At 73.0% G+C, this 14,764-nt stretch carries 12 protein-coding genes; 4 read left to right on the forward strand and 8 right to left on the reverse strand.

The genetic code is table 11. The features are described 5' to 3' along the window. Positions 1–72: 72 nt before the first annotated feature. A complete protein-coding gene (locus tag TA3x_RS08375; protein WP_435020155.1) occupies positions 73–543 on the reverse strand; it encodes a hypothetical protein in 471 nt (156 codons plus the stop codon). Between the two features lie 269 nt (positions 544–812). On the opposite strand from TA3x_RS08375, the gene TA3x_RS08380 reads away from it, so the two are divergent. From TA3x_RS08380 to TA3x_RS08395, 4 genes are all read left to right on the forward strand, one after another. Beyond that, positions 813–1,049, forward strand: a complete 237-nt coding sequence (locus TA3x_RS08380) for a hypothetical protein (RefSeq protein WP_435020157.1) — start codon at positions 813–815, stop codon at positions 1,047–1,049. Positions 1,050–1,140: 91 nt separating this feature from the next. Next, the gene (locus TA3x_RS08385) at positions 1,141–1,551 is read left to right on the forward strand and encodes an RrF2 family transcriptional regulator (RefSeq protein ID WP_435020158.1); all 411 of its coding nucleotides are present in this window, start codon (positions 1,141–1,143) and stop codon (positions 1,549–1,551) included. A gap of 87 nt (positions 1,552–1,638) precedes the next feature. Next, the gene (locus tag TA3x_RS08390) at positions 1,639–2,799 is read left to right on the forward strand and encodes a sulfite oxidase (RefSeq protein WP_435020160.1); all 1,161 of its coding nucleotides are present in this window, start codon (positions 1,639–1,641) and stop codon (positions 2,797–2,799) included. 3 nt (positions 2,800–2,802) lie between these two features. After that, on the forward strand, positions 2,803–3,432 hold the full coding sequence (locus TA3x_RS08395; protein ID WP_435020162.1) for a c-type cytochrome: 630 nt from the start codon (positions 2,803–2,805) through the stop codon (positions 3,430–3,432). Positions 3,433–3,455: 23 nt separating this feature from the next. Here TA3x_RS08395 and TA3x_RS08400 read toward each other — a convergent pair whose 3' ends face one another. From TA3x_RS08400 to TA3x_RS08430, 7 genes are all read right to left on the reverse strand, one after another. Continuing rightward, the gene (locus TA3x_RS08400) at positions 3,456–4,763 is read right to left on the reverse strand and encodes a PhoPQ-activated pathogenicity-related family protein (protein ID WP_435020164.1); all 1,308 of its coding nucleotides are present in this window, start codon (positions 4,761–4,763) and stop codon (positions 3,456–3,458) included. Between the two features lie 154 nt (positions 4,764–4,917). Then, positions 4,918–5,961, reverse strand: coding sequence for a DUF1559 domain-containing protein (locus TA3x_RS08405; RefSeq protein WP_435020166.1), 1,044 nt, complete (start codon positions 5,959–5,961; stop codon positions 4,918–4,920). A gap of 176 nt (positions 5,962–6,137) precedes the next feature. Continuing rightward, positions 6,138–6,458, reverse strand: a complete 321-nt coding sequence (gene sugE, locus TA3x_RS08410) for a quaternary ammonium compound efflux SMR transporter SugE (RefSeq protein WP_435020168.1) — start codon at positions 6,456–6,458, stop codon at positions 6,138–6,140. Between the two features lie 189 nt (positions 6,459–6,647). After that, positions 6,648–7,379, reverse strand: coding sequence for a tyrosine-protein phosphatase (locus tag TA3x_RS08415; protein ID WP_435020170.1), 732 nt, complete (start codon positions 7,377–7,379; stop codon positions 6,648–6,650). 98 nt (positions 7,380–7,477) lie between these two features. Continuing rightward, positions 7,478–11,029 (reverse strand): AAA family ATPase, encoded by a 3,552-nt coding sequence (locus TA3x_RS08420; protein WP_435020172.1) that lies wholly within the window; start codon positions 11,027–11,029, stop codon positions 7,478–7,480. Further along, positions 11,026–12,300 carry a metallophosphoesterase family protein gene (locus TA3x_RS08425; protein ID WP_435020174.1) on the reverse strand — a complete coding sequence of 425 codons (1,275 nt, stop codon included), beginning with the start codon at positions 12,298–12,300 and terminating at the stop codon, positions 11,026–11,028. The genes TA3x_RS08420 and TA3x_RS08425 overlap by 4 nt, the downstream gene beginning before the upstream one ends. A gap of 128 nt (positions 12,301–12,428) precedes the next feature. Continuing rightward, positions 12,429–14,663 (reverse strand): hypothetical protein, encoded by a 2,235-nt coding sequence (locus TA3x_RS08430; protein WP_435020176.1) that lies wholly within the window; start codon positions 14,661–14,663, stop codon positions 12,429–12,431. Positions 14,664–14,764 lie beyond the last annotated feature (101 nt).

A 14,764-nucleotide genomic window follows, 5' to 3' on the forward strand; every position in this document is an offset into this window, starting at 1 on the left:
GACGGGCGGCCCGGCCTCGCGGTGATGCGAGGCCGGGCCGCCCGGATCGTTTCGAAGCCGATCTCTCGAAGCTCAGCAGCCGCAGCAAACCGGCATGTTGTTCATCATCAGGCAGCAGGTGCAGCCGGCCTTCATCATGCCCATCATGCAGTCGCAGCAGGCCTGGATCATGGCGCAGCAATCCTTGTCGCCGCTGGTGCAGGTCATGCGCACACCCATCTCGGTGGGCTCGCACTTGCACGAGGCCATCATCATGTTGCAGCAGCAGGCCATCATCCCGTTCATCATGACGCAGCAGGAGCACATCCCGCCGGCCATCATGGCGCACAGGTTCTGGACCATCGCGGCCGTGGTCTTGTCGTCGCACACGCAGTCGATCGTCATCCCGCCGTCGCACTTGGCGAGGGTCATGGTGCACTTCGGCACCATCATCATGTTCATGGTCATGCCGGCCGGGGCCGACTGGCCCATCATGCCCGGCTGGCCCATCATGCCCATGCCGGTCATCCCCATCGCGCCGCGTTCCATCATCATCGTCGACATGCGTCTTCCCCCTGTTTCTGATCGCGGCGGAGGGCCGATCCGGCCCCCCTCCCGTCCCATTCCTGGGGCTCATAATAAAGCACGACCGGAGGAATGCAAGAAGATTACCCCCGAAGCATCAACATTCTATCATGATAATGTTGATCATCTTCGGTCCATCGTGTCGGATTCCCGGCCAAAATCTTTCGCGGCCGACTGTTGACCCGATGACACCAAGCCGATAAAGTTAGTCAAGAATGCTTCGCAGACCCGACGCCGGAGCCTCGCTCATGAACGGCCCTCGCTTCTCGCTCGCGTCCGAGATCATCGAATCCCGCCTGGACGACGCGTCCACGCCCTGGCCGCTGGCGTTGCCGACGCCGGCCCCGTCCCTGTTGGTCGCCTGCCCGGTGCACCCGATGGCGATGGCCAGCATCCAGGACATCTACCGGATCGCCTACGAGAACGCGGTGGCCGCCACCCGGACGAGTCGGTTCGAGCTGGCCTCGCAGGCCTGCCCCAACTGACCGGACTGCCGGCCGGGCCGCCCCAACCCCGGCCATCGGGCCCGCACGAGGCGGGCCCTCGACCCGAGGCCCGAACCTCCATAGGCCCGCGATGAAGATCTCCGCCAAGGCCGAATACGCCTGCCTCTCGGTGATCGAGCTGGCGCGATCGCAGGCCGAAGGCCGGCCCCGCCGGGTCCGCGAGATCGCCGAGGCCCAGGGCATCCCGGAGCGCTACCTGGTCCAGATCCTCCTGCTTTTGAAGGCGGCGGGTCTGGTCCAGAGCACCCGGGGCGCGGTCGGCGGCTACGCCCTGACCCGCCCGGCGGCGGAGATCACCGTGGCCGACGTGGTCGCGGTGATCGACGGCCCCGGCGACCCGCCGCGCCGGGCCGTGTCCCCGGCCGGTCGCGACCTCGGCGACCTCCTGGCCCGCGCCCGCGACGCCGGGCAGGGGGTGCTGGCCGAGGCCCGGATCGCCGAGATGGCCGGCCCCGACCCGCTGGCCGATTACGTCCTCTGATCCGAGGCCGAACTCGTCGCCCCGGCCCCGAACGAGTACACTGGGGGAAAGGCGAGGCAACGCGGCCGGGAACAGGTGGGGTCGACGATGGGCGAATCGAGCCGGCGGGAGTTCCTGCAACGGGCGGCGGCGGGCGCGGCGATCCCCTGGATCGCGGGCCACGCCGGCGCGGCCGAGGACGAAAGTCCGAAATTCATCGTCCGGAGTACCCGGCCGCTGGATGCCGAGACCCCGGTCGAGGTGTTCGACCGCTTCCTCACGCCCAACCGCCTGTTCTTCGTCCGCAGCCACTTCGGCCCTCCGGTGGTGGGGCTGACCCCCTGGAGCCTGGCGGTCGACGGGATGGTCGACCGGCCGCTGACGCTCGGGCTCGACGACCTGAAGCCGGCGGCCCCGGCGGCGATCCCGGCGGTGCTCCAGTGCTCGGGCAACGGCCGGGCCCTGTTCCGGCCCCAGCCCCCGGGCGTGGCCTGGGAGCGCGGGGCCGTGGGCAACGCCGAGTGGGGCGGGGTGCCCCTGGCCGACCTGCTCCGCCGGGCGGGGGTCCAGGCCGGCGCCGGGCACGTGATCCTCCACGCGGCCGACGGCCCGCCCAACCCCAAGACGCCCGCCTACCTCCGCTCGATCCCCCTGGACCGGGCGATGGACCCCAGCACGCTGGTGGCCACCACGATGAACGGCGAGCCTTTGCCGTGGCTCCACGGCGGGCCGATCCGGCTGGTCGTGCCGGGATGGTCGGGCAATCATTGGATCAAGTGGCTCCGGAAAATCACCGTCTCCCGCGACGAGGCCCCCAGCTTCTACCAGCAGACCGGCTACAAGGTGCCCAAGGTCCCCACGCCGCCCGGCGTCGACGTCAAGCCGGCCGATCAGGTCCCGGTCACCACCCTCAACGTCAAGTCCCTGATCGCCCGGACCCACGACGGCACCTCGCTGGGCACCGGCCGCCACCAGGCCCGCGGCGTCGCCTGGACCGGCGGGGATGCCACGATCACCCGGGTCGAGTTCGCCGCCGGGCCCGAGGGAGGCCCCGACGCCCCGTGGGTCGAGGCCACCCTGCAAGGCGAGCCCCGCCCCTATGCCTGGCGGCTCTGGACGGCCACCTGGGAGGCCCCGGCCGCCGGCCGCTACCTGCTCCGATCCCGGGCCACCGACTCGCGCGGCGACTCGCAGCCCGAGACGCCCGCCTGGAACAAGTCCGGCTACCTCTGGAACGGCATCGACCGCGTCACCCGGGAGGTCCGCTGACCCATGATCCGCGCCCGCTTCTTGCTCGCCCCCGTCGCGGCCGCCCTGGCCCTGGCCTCCGCCGTCCCGTTCGCCGTCTCGGCCGACGATGATGACGACGAACGTCAGGCACGGATGGCCGAGGCCAGGGCCTCGGTCGTCGGCAACTGCCTGATGTGCCACGGCGAGGACATGATCTCCAACCACCGGCTCTCGGCCAAGCAGTGGACCGCCGAGGTCGAGAAGATGATCGGCTGGGGCGCCCCCTTGCCGGCCGACCAGAAGGCCTCGGTGATCGAGTACCTGGCCGCCACCTACCCGGACACCCAGCCCGCCCCCGCGCCGATGCAACTCACGCCCGACGCGGCCCTGGCCCTGGATCGCCCGCCGGCCTTCGACCCGCCCGCTCCGGCCTCGGCCGAGGTGCTGGCGCGGGGCCAGGCCCTGTTCGCCCAGCACTGCGCCACCTGCCACGGCCCCGAGGCCCGCGGCGGGGACCTCGGGACCAACCTCGTCGAGAAGCCCTACCTGGCCCGCGAGGACGAGTACCACGCCCTGCTCAAGGACGGCCGGCGCCGGATGCCCAGCTTCGCCCCGGTCCTGGACGCCCGGGACGAGGCCGACCTCCTGGCCTGGCTCCGCGCCCGGCGCTGAGCCGGGCGTCGGGCCGCTCGCGTTCACGGGGCCGGCTTGGTCATGGTCTGGTGGACCTGGGTCGAGAGGTGGTAGGAGAAGCCGTCGACCTCGTATTGGAGGTCGGCGAACAGGCCGACGTTGCCCGCCTCGGGCTTGCGGACCGACGCCTTGAGCGACGAGTCCAGGGGCATCGCGGTCCAGGGGGACTTGCGGAAGTCGAGCGTGTCCGACGTGGCCGTCCAGGCCTGGGCCGTCTTCGGGGCCGGGTCGGAGGCGACGGCCAGCGTGACCTGGCCGTCGGCCTCCGCGAACGTCCACGACAGCTTCGGCAGGGGGGTCTTGCCGATCGCGTGGCGGAACAGGGCGCCGATGCCGCTCACCGCGTAGTCGCGGTGCTGGTCCAGGCCGTGGCCGGCGTTGGGCAGGTAGACCACCCACTTCGGGCCGGACAGTTCGTCCCAGAACAGGTTCATCGAGTCGAGCGTCCAGTACGGGTCGTTGGTCCCGTTGATCTGGAGCTTGGGCAGCGCCAGGCGGTCGCGATAGGTGAACGGGTCGACCATGGTCAGCAGGGCCTTGGCGGTGGGGTCGTCCCGGCCCACGATGCCGCGCTCGGTGTAGTCCTGGATCTGCTCGCTGTACTTGCCGGCGAACATCTCCAGCTGGTGATCGGTCTGGGCGTTCAGGTTGAGCGTGGGGATCACCATCGGCGCGATCGCCTTGACCCTCGGGTCGACCGCCCCGGTCAGCCAGGTGGTCCAGCCGCGCTTCGATGCCCCGGTGACGACGAACTCCTCGATCGGCCGGCCCTGGCCCGCGGCGAACGCCTGGGCGGCGTCCATCGCCTTGACGGCGCTCTTGACCATCGGGAACAGCAGGGGCCAGTTCGCGTCCTTCGTCTCCAGGTAGCGGACGAACGTCTCGGCGATCAGGGCGTCCTCGCGCTTGTCCCCCAGCAGGGGCTGATTCGGGACCTGCGGCAGGACCACCACCCGCGCCCGGCAGGCGTTGGCCAGGGCCAGGCCGGTGGCCAGGTCGCCGTCGCGGGGCTTGTCGCCGACGGCCCCGCCCGTGATCAGCAGGGCCGCCGCGTTGGGGTAGGCGATGTCGGCCGGCTCGACGATGGAGACCTGGTGCGTCCAGGTGATCCCCTGCCAGACCTGCGAGGTGACCTTGATCCGGTGGAGCGTGGCGGGGCCGACCTTCTGGGTCGAGACCGGCTCCCAGGCATAGGCGGGCTCGGGCCGCTTGAGGTAATCGTCGAGCCCCGCCCGCGCGGCGGGGATCGGTGCGGCCAGCGCGGCGAGGATCATCAGGGTCGGGCGGAGGCCCGTGAGGCGTGTCGTCATCGGTGCGGATCTCGGTGGATGTGTGGAACCTGGCACGGAGCGGGCCCGCCTACGGGACCAGCCCGGAGGCCCGGCGTCAAGCGGGCCTCGGGCATGGATTCCCGGGATGCGGGAATCCCGCGGGATTTGCAATCGCCGGATCGTCGGTCGGGCGTCAGTACGAGTCGGCGCCGACGATCTCGCCGCCGCTGATCGTCCCCAGGGCCACCCAGTTGGTCGCGTTGATCGTGTTCTTGACGAACCGCACCGACCCGTCCCCCATCAGGGTGTTCACGCCGCCGGCGTGGCGGCTCCGCGACCCGGCAAAGGCGTCGTTGTCCCCGGCGCCGGGCTGGCAGGGGAGCTGCTGCACCGGCTCGCTGGTGCAGAACAGCCCCGGGTCATTGTTGAGATAGTCCCCGCCGGTCCGCAGGCCCATGGCGTCGGTCGTGCCGTTGGGCGTGTAGCGGGTCATGAACGACGACCCGCCGCCGACGGTCGACCACATCGTCCCCCGGATGTCGTTGAGCGCCCCCTGGAGGACCTCGGCGACGAAGACGGTGTTGCTGGTGCCGTCGGTGATCGACCTCAGGCCGATCTTGCCGTCGTGGCCGAACGGGGACGCGAGGAACCTCGCCCCCAGGGTCGAGCTGCGCTGCTGGCCCCAGTCGGTGTTGCCCCAGTTCGCCGCGTAGTTCCCCTTGGTCACGATCACCGGGCTGAGGGCCCCGCCCTGGTAGGAGGTGGTGATCTGGAACTTCCCCTCGCGATCGCTCGGGCACTGGAACGAGGCGATCTTGGTGGCCATGACGGTCGAGTTGCCGAACCAGCCGGCGGCGATGGTCAGCCCGCCCCCGGGGTATCCCTCGCCCCCGAGCGCGTAGTTGAAGGCGTTGGCCAGGTTGGACTGCTCGATCATCGGCAGCATCAGGCAGAACCACGTGGTGTTCGGGCTGCCGGAGAAGATCTTGGGGAAGTCGGCGTCCCCCTTGCCGGGCCGCGGCGCCCAGATCCGCCCCGGCGGGAGGCCGCCGTGGACGCTCTCATAATTGTGGATCGCCAGGCCGAGCTGCTTCAGGTTGTTGACGCACTGGGCCCGCCGGGCCGCCTCGCGCGCCGCCTGCACGGCGGGTAACAGCAGGGCGATCAGCACGGCGATGATCGCGATGACAACCAACAGTTCGATGAGCGTGAAACCCGGCCGTCGAGTCCGATTCATGGCGGAGCCCCATCGCGTCCGGGCGGCATCGCCCGGGCGACAATCCGGAGAGATCGAGGTGAAATGGAGGTGAGATAGAACTATGGCAAATCCACGTGAAGAAGACGATCCGGATCCGGGGAATTTTGCACGAATTTTTCGGAGGCCGCCGGAAGGGGGTCGGGTCGGCCCGGCCATCAGTGCGGGGCGACGACCTTCAGGCCGATGATCCCGGCGACGATCAGCCCCAGGCAGACCAGGCGCGGGAGGTTGGCCGGCTCGCCCAGGAAGGCGATCCCGACGATGACCGTGCCCACCGCCCCCACGCCGGTCCAGACGGCATAGGCGGTGCCCAGCGGCAGGGTCCGCAGCGCCACGCCGAGCAAGAACAGGCTCACGCCCATCGAGGCCACCGTGGCCACGCTCGGCCACAATCGGGTGAACCCCTTGGAGTAGGACAGGCCGACCGCCCAGCCCACCTCGAACAGCCCCGCCACCAGCAAGATCAACCAGTCCATTCCGGGTGCCTCATCAAGATCCGGGAAGTGTCGCGGCCCAACGTGGGGCGAAGGCCGGCGGGAATCGCCCGGCCATCGGCCATAAGGCGAGGGCCGGCGTGGTGAAAGGGGACGGGCTCCCGCTCGCTCCTCGCGGGGCCCCGTCGCCGATCACCGGTGCCGGGCCCGGCGAACGGCCTCACGCCCCCGTCAGCGGGGGGTCGGCTCGCCGGCCGCGGCATCCTGGGCGACGCGCGGGGGGCGGGGGCCGGGAGTCACGGGGCGGAAGGCCACCAAGGGGTCGTCGGAGCGGTAGTCGCGCTCGACCCAGGCGCGGAACAGGGCCGGGGTGTGGGCCTGGCCGTGGATCCGGAGCCAGTCGGCGTATTCGTCGAACGGGTCGTGCATCCGCCTCGTGTCGAGGATCGGGACGTGGCCGTGGACCAGGGTCAGGGCCCGCTCGGCCTGCTCGGGCGGCACGCCCCGGCGGGACAGGAGGTAGAGGCCGGCCACCAGCCCGGTCCGGTCCGAGCCCGACTTGCAGTGGATCAGCAGCGGGTAGCGGCAGCGGTCCAGCAGGTCGAGCACCGCGAGCAACTGGCGCCGGGGCGGGCGCGACGTGGCGTTCATCGGGAAGTCGTAGAAGTCGAGCCCGAGCCGGGCGGCGTCGGCGACCTCGGCCTTGTACCACGCGTCGGAGTCGGAGCCGCCCCGGAGGTTCAGGACCGTGGCCAGCCCGTGATCCTTCGTCAGGTCCGCCAGCCGGTCGCCGGTCGGCTGGGCCGACCGCACCACCCGGCCGGGGTCGACGATGCCGACGTTGCCCCGGAACAGGGGCCGGTGGAAGTAGGCGGAGAAGACGGCCGCGAAGGCCAACGACCCCGCCAAGAACACCTTGCGCCGGGCCTTGCGGCGGGGCGTTGCTGCGAACCATGAGGCCAAGGGCGGGCATCCTTTCCCGAGGGGAGGCCGGGGCGAACGCGGGACGCCCGGGCGGCCCACTGTAACGGAGGGGGCGGGGGGGTCAAGGCCGGTCGGCATCAGTCGTCCCCCAGCAGCGACGCCTGGACGGCCTTCTTCCGCTTGCCGCCCCGGGCCGAGGCGGAGGGGGTCGAAGCCGGGGCAGCGGCCGGGGCCTCCGGCGGGGCCGAGATCGTGCGGTCCAGGCGGTGGACCGTCAGCACGTCGCCGGGCAGGGTGGCGCGGGCCAGGTCCACCAGGTGCTCGTGGTGGGTGAAGAACAGGACCTGGGTCCGGGCGGACAGGTCGGCCAGCGCCCGGAGCGCGGCGGCCGACCGGGCGTTGTCGAAGTTGACCAGGATGTCGTCCACGATCAGGGGCATCGGCTCGTGGTGGTCGATGTGGGCCGACAGGCTGGCCAGGCGGAGCGCCAAATAAAGCTGGTCGGCGGTCCCCTCGCTCATCCCATCCACGCCGACCAGTTTCTCGTCCCCCCGCTGCCCGTAGAGGAGGCTGGTCCCCTTCTCGTCGACCTCGGCCCGGAGCCGGGGGAACGACCCCAGGGTGAGCCGGGCGAACAGCTCCTCGGCCCGGCCCAGGACCGGCCCCTGATGCTTCTTGCGGTGCTGCTCTATGGCCGATTCCAGGGCGGCCGAGGCCAGGCGGAGCCGGACGTAGCGGGCGATGTCCTCGGACAGGTGGGCGGCCTTCTCCTCGGCCACCTGCTGGGCATCGGCCGCCGCCGACCCGCCGTCGATCTTGTCGAACCGCTCGGCGGCCCGCCCCAGGTCCCGCGCCAGGTCGTCCCGGCGGCACTCCTCGGCGGCGAGCCGGTCGGACAGGTCGGCGAGCCGGTCGTCGATCGGCGTGTCCCCCGCCAGTTCCTCCTGGACCTCGTCGCGGAGGCGGTCGACGCCGCCGAGGCCGGCGAGGTCGGCCAGCTGGTCGTCGAGGTCGGCCAGCTGGTCGCGGCGGCGGCGGGCCTCGTCGGAGGCGGCCTCGGCGGCGATCAGGCCGTCGGGCGAGTCGACGCCGGCCTCGCGGACCAGGGTCGCGAGCATGGCGTCGGCCCGGTCGACCTCGCGGCGGGCCTCGTCGCGGCGGGCTTCCTGCGCGGCCTTCAGCCGGAGCCGGTCGGCGCGGCGGGCCTCGGCGGCCTGGGCCCGGTCGAGCCGTTCGAGCAGGGCCCGGGCGGCGTCCTCGGCCCGCCGGCCCGCGAGTTCGGGGGCGATCCGCCCGGCCGGTCCGGTCGCGGCGGCCTCGAACCGGGCGCGGTCGCGGTCGATCGCGGCGATCGCGTCCCGCTGGTCGCGGATCTCCTGGGCCCGGTCGGCCAGGTCGTTGATCCTCTGGATGTGGCCGACGGCCCGCGTCGTGGAGATGCCCGAGCCCAGCCCCAGGGGGGCGACCGCCTCGGCCCAGCGCCGGGACCAGTCCGCTTGGGCGGCCTCGGCGGCCTCGCGCTCGTCGCGGGCCCGGGCCAGCGCGGAGGCCCCGGCCACGCGGTCGATCGCGGCGCGGGCCCGGTCGATCCGGGCGAACAGGGTTTCGGCCGGGTCGGCATCGGGGCAGCCCAGCCCGGCCAGCCCGCGCCCGAGTTCGTCGCGGGCCTCGGCCAGCCGGCGGGCGGCCTTCTCGACCTCGCCCCGGAGCTTCTGCAATCCCTTGGCCTGCCGGATCAACTCGGCCCGCTTCTGGGCGATCCAGTCCTTCATGGCCCGGGGGGGCAGGGGGTCGACGCCGGCCGGGGCCCAGAGCGCGGCCCACTCGCGGGCGATCGCCGCGCGGTCGTCGCGGAGCCGGGCCGCCTCGGCGGCCAGCTCGTCGATCCGGATCGAGAGGCCGATCCGCCGGAGGTCGCGCTGGGAACGCTCGGCGACCCGGTCCGCCTCGCGGCGGAGGCGGTCGGCGTGGTCGTCGGCGGCGAGGATGGTCGCCTCGAACCCGGCCGCCAGGTCGATCGACGGGCCCGACCCGGCGGGCTCCCCCTCGGCCCAGGCGCGGCGGATCCGGAGCCAGGCCTCGCCCCGCGCGGCGCGGCGGGCGACCAGCTCCGACTCGGACGGGGGCGCCGTCTCGGCCCGGGCGTCCTCGGCGGCCGCCTCGCGCTCCAGCGTCCGGAGCGCCTCGGCCTCCCGGGCCCGGTCGGCCTCGACGCGGGCGATCGCCTCGTCGGCCCGGTCGAACCTCGCCTCGAACTGGTCGAGGTGGGCCGTGGCGGGCAGGGGCATCCCGACCAGATCATCGAGCGTGCCCGACCAGGGGGCGAGCCCCTTGAGGTCGATCTCCGCCTGGGCCTCGGCCACGGCGAGGTCGGCGCGGGCGGTGGCCAGGTCGTCCTCCGGGTCGCCCAGCTTGCGGGCCCGGTCCACGGCCTTCTCCAGGGCGTCGGCCCGGGCCGACGCGTCGGGGGGCAGGCCGGCGAGGTCGGCCGGGGCGAGCGCCGCGAGCTTCTTCGCCGCCTGCTCCACCTGGGCCTCGATCCGGCCTCGTTCCTGGACCAGCTCCTGGATCAGCCCGGCGCGGTCCGGGGAGACGCGCGACGGGTCGGCCCGGCCGTCGAGCCCGAGACCGGCGCGGAGGGCCTGGGCCTCGTCCTCCAGCCGCGCCAGCCGGTCGGCGGCCTGGGGCCGGTCGGCCTCGGCCTGGAGGTAGAGCGGCAGCGCGTCCCGGAGGTCCCGGATCGCGTCGGCCTCGGCCAGCGCCGGGTCGGGCGGGCCGAGTTCGTCCAGCTCGGCGTCGAACCGGGCGATCTCCAGCCCGGAGTCGCGCCCGGCCTTGAGCCCGGCCTCGCGGGCCGAGGTCGCCTGGCGGCGGCGCTCGGAGAAGCCTTCGGCCAGGATCGGGACCGCGCCGATCTCGGCCAGGGCCCGCGCCGCCTGGTCGCGGCGGGCGAGCAGGGGCAGGGCCCCGCGTAGCGATTCGAGCCGGCGTTTCTCGGCCGCCAGGCGGCGGCACTCGTCGGCGGCCCGCTTGTGGTCGGCGTCGGCCCGGAGGTACTGGGCCTCGGCCTCCAGCCAGCTTTCCGTCGGGGTCGACCTGTCGCGGGCCAGGTCGCGGGCGGCCTTCCAGTCGGCCAGTCCCTGGTTGATCCGGGGGTTCTTGCCCTGGCGGAGGAACAGGGCGGCCATCTCCTCGTCGAGCGCCTTGCGGACCGCGTGCAGCCGGGCCAGCCCGGTGCCGGCGGCGAACAGGATCGACCCCAGGTCCCCGCCCCCGGTCGCGATCGCCCGGCCGCCGTCCACCAGTTCCGCGTGGTCCAGCGAGAACAGGTCGTTGAACCGCTTGGCGTCGATCCCGTCCAGGAACGGCCGGAGCGCGTCGTCGGGCAGGCCCGAGGCGTCGTCGGCCGTGCGGAGCGACTGGGTGTTCCGCTTGCGGCGGAGGAACGAGAGTTCCGCCCCGGCCGCGTTGCGGAGGGTCGCCCCGATCCGGAGGTCGGCGTAGGCGTGGCGGTGGTCGTCGCCGGTCCGGGCCGGGAAGCCGAACAGGAGGTTGCGGATCGCCCGCAGGGTCGAGCTTTTGCCCGCCTCGTTCGGGCCGTGGATCAGGTGCAGCCCGTCACCGAGGTGGAGCGGCGGGGCATCGGCGAACGGGCCGAAGGCGAGCAGGTCCAGGCGGAGGATCTTCATCGGGCCGCCTCCGCCGCCGCGTCGAACCGGGCTTCCAGCAACGCCCGGGCATGCTCCAGCTCGTGGCGGAGCCAGCGGGGGTCGGCCAGGTCCACCGCGTCGGAGCGGATCAGCTCCGGCGGCAGCTTCTTGCGGAGGTCGCCGAGCTGGTCCCCGGCGAAGGCCACCAGCCGGGACTCGTCGCCCAGCAGGTCGGCGATGATCAGGTCGAGTTCCGCCAACGGCCCGTCGGCCCCGGGGTCGCTGCCCTTGGCCCGCCTCGGCGGCGAGGTCCGGACCTTCACCGACTCGACCCAGATCCGGTCGGCGCCGTGGCTGATGGCGACGGAGCGGATGTCGTTGGACCAATCCTCGGCCCTGGCGACGAGCACCGAGTGGGCCGCGGTCGCCCCCGAGACCCGGACCCGCACCGCCAGGTGGCGGCGGTCGGCGGCGTCCAGCAGCCCCGCGATCTGGTCCTGGAAGGCGTCCACCACGTCGTCGGGGGAGCGGGCCGCCGAGGCGTCGATCCGGCACATGGCCCAGCGGAGCACGTCGAGCGGGCGGAACTCGGTGGTCGCCGCGCCGGCATCGTCCACCGTCACCAGCATGCACCCCTTCGCCCCTTCTTCGCCGATGTGCCGCCCCTGGACGTTGCCTGGAAAGACGATCGGGGCGTCGCGGGCGTCCAGCACCTCACGGGCGTGGACGTGGCCGAGCGCCCAGTAGCCATATCCCTTGGAGCGGAGCGAATCGACCGTGCACGGGGCGTACCGCTCGTGCCCTTCGCGGCCGGTGGCGCTCGTGTGGAGCATCCCGACGTTGAAGCAGCCCGGGACGGCCGCCGGGTAGGTGGCGGAAAGATCCTCGGTGACGGCCGCCGTGGCGAACCCCTGGCCGTGGATCGCGGCCGACCCGTCGCGGGTCCGGCGGCTCTCGGGGCGGTCGGTGGACAGGGTGGTCACGTTGTCGGGGAGCCGCAACTCCCGGGTCATCTTGTTCTTGGCGTCGTGGTTGCCGCTGATCAGGAAGACGTCGATCCCGGCGTCGCGGAGGATCGACATCTGCCGGACGAACCAGAGGCCGGTGTTGTGGTCGCGCCAGTCGCCGTCGTACACGTCCCCGGCGATCAGGACGAAGGCGACCTTCTCGTCGATCGCCAGCTTGACCAGGTTGGCCAGGGCGCGGCGGGTCGCCCCCCGGATCTCGTCGGCCGGGCAGCCCTCGTACCGGTCCAGCCCGCGCAGGGGGCTGTCCAGGTGGATGTCGGCGGCGTGCAGAAACGTGAACATCGACCGGCTCCATCCGCCCATCCGTCCGCCCGGGCTTCCGTGGGACGCCCCCGCCCGGCCCTTCCCACCATAACCCGGATGCCGGCCGCCTCCTAGGCGACCTGACCGGCGGGGCGTCCCCCCGCCCCCTATGCGGGCGGGAATCCGGCGGGCCTCGGGCCGGGGTCGCGGCCGAGCAGGACGTTGAACCAGTAGCGTTGGTTGTCCACGGCGGTCAGGAAGGTGCCGCGGTGGTTGCCCCCGGCGACCGGCACCGGCTCGATGGGGTTCCGGGCGTTGATGGCCTCCTGATAGACGGAGGGGATCAGGGCGACGGCCGGCGAGAAGGCCTCGTCGTCGGTGCCGTAGTTCAGCTGGACCGGCGTCTGGATCACCCACTGGAAGGAGCTGGCCTCCCGCAGGAGCCGGGCGAACTCGCCGGACGGGTAGAATCGGGGGCCGGGGCCCGAGGCTTTGGCCGGGTCGAAGACCTCGGGGCGGATCAAGGCCCGCAGGTCGGCGGGGATGCGGGCCGGGTCGGCATCCCCCGGCGACGCGTAGACCAGGAGGTCGCCGGCGGATGGGTCGAAGCCGAGGTGGTCGTACTCGCGGGCGTAGACCCGGCGGCAGGCGTCGTAATACTGCGGGTTGAAGAAGTCCAGGGCCAGGCCGGGCCGGTCGTAATAGGTCTCGTAGGAGAACGCCGCGATGACGAAGATCGTGTTGAGCCACACGGCATCCGGGACGGGGTCGGTCGCGCCCCGGCGGTGGAACAGCATGGCGGAGGTCGCGGCCAGCACGTCGGAGGGGGCGGAGGCGGTCGAGGCCCCCGCGACCTTGATCCCCCGCTCCTCCAGCTTCTGGAGGAACGACATCGTCACCAGGCCCCCCTGCGACCACCCCGAGAGCAGCAGGTCGGTCGCCTCGACGCCCCGGGATCGGACCAGCCCCGACGACCGGAGGAGCAGGTCGAGGCAGGCCTGCTGCTCGCTCTGCTTGACCGCGTAGGAGTCCGCCTCGGGGGAGTCCCCCATGCCGAAGTAGTCGGCCGCGATCACGACGAAGCCCCGGCCGGCGAACTGGGCGACGGCCAGCCGCGTCTCGTAGGACCCCAGGTCGGACGGCCCCCCCGCGACGGCCGGGAACGCGTACGACGGGACCTGGTGCAGCCCGTAGACGGTCCCGTGCTGGTAGGAGACCATCGGCCGGGCGATGGCCCCGCCGGCCGCCGATTCCTGGGCGGTCGGGACCGGGATCGCCGCCAGGCCGGTGGCCAGGGTCGCCCGGCCCCCTTGCTCGGGGATCGTCGAGTTGTAGGTGACCTTGTACAGGTCCACGGCATGCGTCGCCTGCTGGTAGGCGGGCACCCGGTAGGACTCCGGCGGATCGGACGCATCGACGAAGGCCCGGGCGTCGACGTTCAGGGCCTGATTCAGCTCGTCGACCCCGACCCGGCGGAGGAGTTGATAGTGCGCCCCGAGGACCACGATCCGGCGGCCGCCCTCCTCCAGGATCTCGCCCGATGGCCCGCGCACGTAGGACGCCTCGTTGCCGCGCCGGTCGCGGATCGCCGCCTTCGGGCCGGACAGCTCGATCACCTCGCCGAGCCCCTCGCGGAACGCGACCGCGCGGGGGTCCGTGTCCGCATCGGCCCGGTATTCGAATCGGAGGGTCCGGGAGCCGGAGCCGCCGGCGTAGGCGAGTTCGAGCGGGCGATCGCCGATGCGGAACGGGATGGTCGCCCGGCCGGCCACGGTGACGGGCCGATCGAACTTCACCTCGGCGACGATCCGCCGACCCGCCCGGATCGTGCCGGCGTCGAGCCCCTGGAACCCGAAGCTGCGCACGCCGGGGGCGACCGCGTCGACCAGGACCCGCCCCGCCCCCAAGGTCGGCAGGGCGGGGTCCGCCGCGTTGCCGGCGCGGTCGCGGATCCCGTCGGCCCCGGCCAGCAGCCGGACCACCGACCCGTCGCGCACGCCCACCGTGCCCAGCGCGATGCCGTCGGCGTCGCTCGCCCCGGCGTCCACCGTCGTCCGGAAGTCGAGCGAGCGGGCCAGGGTCCGTCGTGGCCCCCCGACCAGCTCGGCCTGGCGCACCGCGAGGCCGATCTCCACCGGGAGGGTGGGCGACCCGGTCACGCGCACCGGCTCGTCGAAGACCACCCGGAATGTGAGCGCTTCGCCCGAAGCGTAGGTCCCGGCGGCCGGCCCGCGGATCGCCCGCACGGCCGGCCCGCGCGCATCGGCGATCGCCGCCCGCATCGGGGCCGGCACCGCGTCGGCGGCCATCATGAGCCGGGATTCCAGGGCCTCGGCCGAGGGGCGGAGCGCGGCGGATTTCCGACGGGCCCGGGACGGGGCGGATCGCGACTGGGGTCTCATGGAGCGGCCTTCCCCGGCCGGGGCCGTCCCGGAGGGCGCGGGAGGATCGTGGGACAGCCCCGAACCCGCGCCGACGCCGATGGCCCCGGCGAATCCTCCCG

Origin of the sequence: Tundrisphaera macrotermitis, from assembly GCF_051175315.1 — a bacterium.
Lineage (GTDB): Bacteria > Planctomycetota > Planctomycetia > Isosphaerales > Isosphaeraceae > Tundrisphaera.

What these genes read in the sequence shown, in the direction of transcription:
- TA3x_RS08405 (WP_435020166.1), bottom strand. Translation starts at nt 5,961, where the DNA reads ATGAATCGGACTCGACGGCCGGGTTTCACGCTCATCGAACTGTTGGTT.
- TA3x_RS08425 (WP_435020174.1), bottom strand. Translation starts at nt 12,300, where the DNA reads ATGTTCACGTTTCTGCACGCCGCCGACATCCACCTGGACAGCCCCCTG.
- TA3x_RS08375 (WP_435020155.1), bottom strand. Translation starts at nt 543, where the DNA reads ATGTCGACGATGATGATGGAACGCGGCGCGATGGGGATGACCGGCATG.
- TA3x_RS08385 (WP_435020158.1), top strand. Translation starts at nt 1,141, where the DNA reads ATGAAGATCTCCGCCAAGGCCGAATACGCCTGCCTCTCGGTGATCGAG.
- sugE (WP_435020168.1), bottom strand. Translation starts at nt 6,458, where the DNA reads ATGGACTGGTTGATCTTGCTGGTGGCGGGGCTGTTCGAGGTGGGCTGG.
- TA3x_RS08420 (WP_435020172.1), bottom strand. Translation starts at nt 11,029, where the DNA reads ATGAAGATCCTCCGCCTGGACCTGCTCGCCTTCGGCCCGTTCGCCGAT.
- TA3x_RS08395 (WP_435020162.1), top strand. Translation starts at nt 2,803, where the DNA reads ATGATCCGCGCCCGCTTCTTGCTCGCCCCCGTCGCGGCCGCCCTGGCC.
- TA3x_RS08390 (WP_435020160.1), top strand. Translation starts at nt 1,639, where the DNA reads ATGGGCGAATCGAGCCGGCGGGAGTTCCTGCAACGGGCGGCGGCGGGC.
- TA3x_RS08380 (WP_435020157.1), top strand. Translation starts at nt 813, where the DNA reads ATGAACGGCCCTCGCTTCTCGCTCGCGTCCGAGATCATCGAATCCCGC.
- TA3x_RS08430 (WP_435020176.1), bottom strand. Translation starts at nt 14,663, where the DNA reads ATGAGACCCCAGTCGCGATCCGCCCCGTCCCGGGCCCGTCGGAAATCC.
- TA3x_RS08400 (WP_435020164.1), bottom strand. Translation starts at nt 4,763, where the DNA reads ATGACGACACGCCTCACGGGCCTCCGCCCGACCCTGATGATCCTCGCC.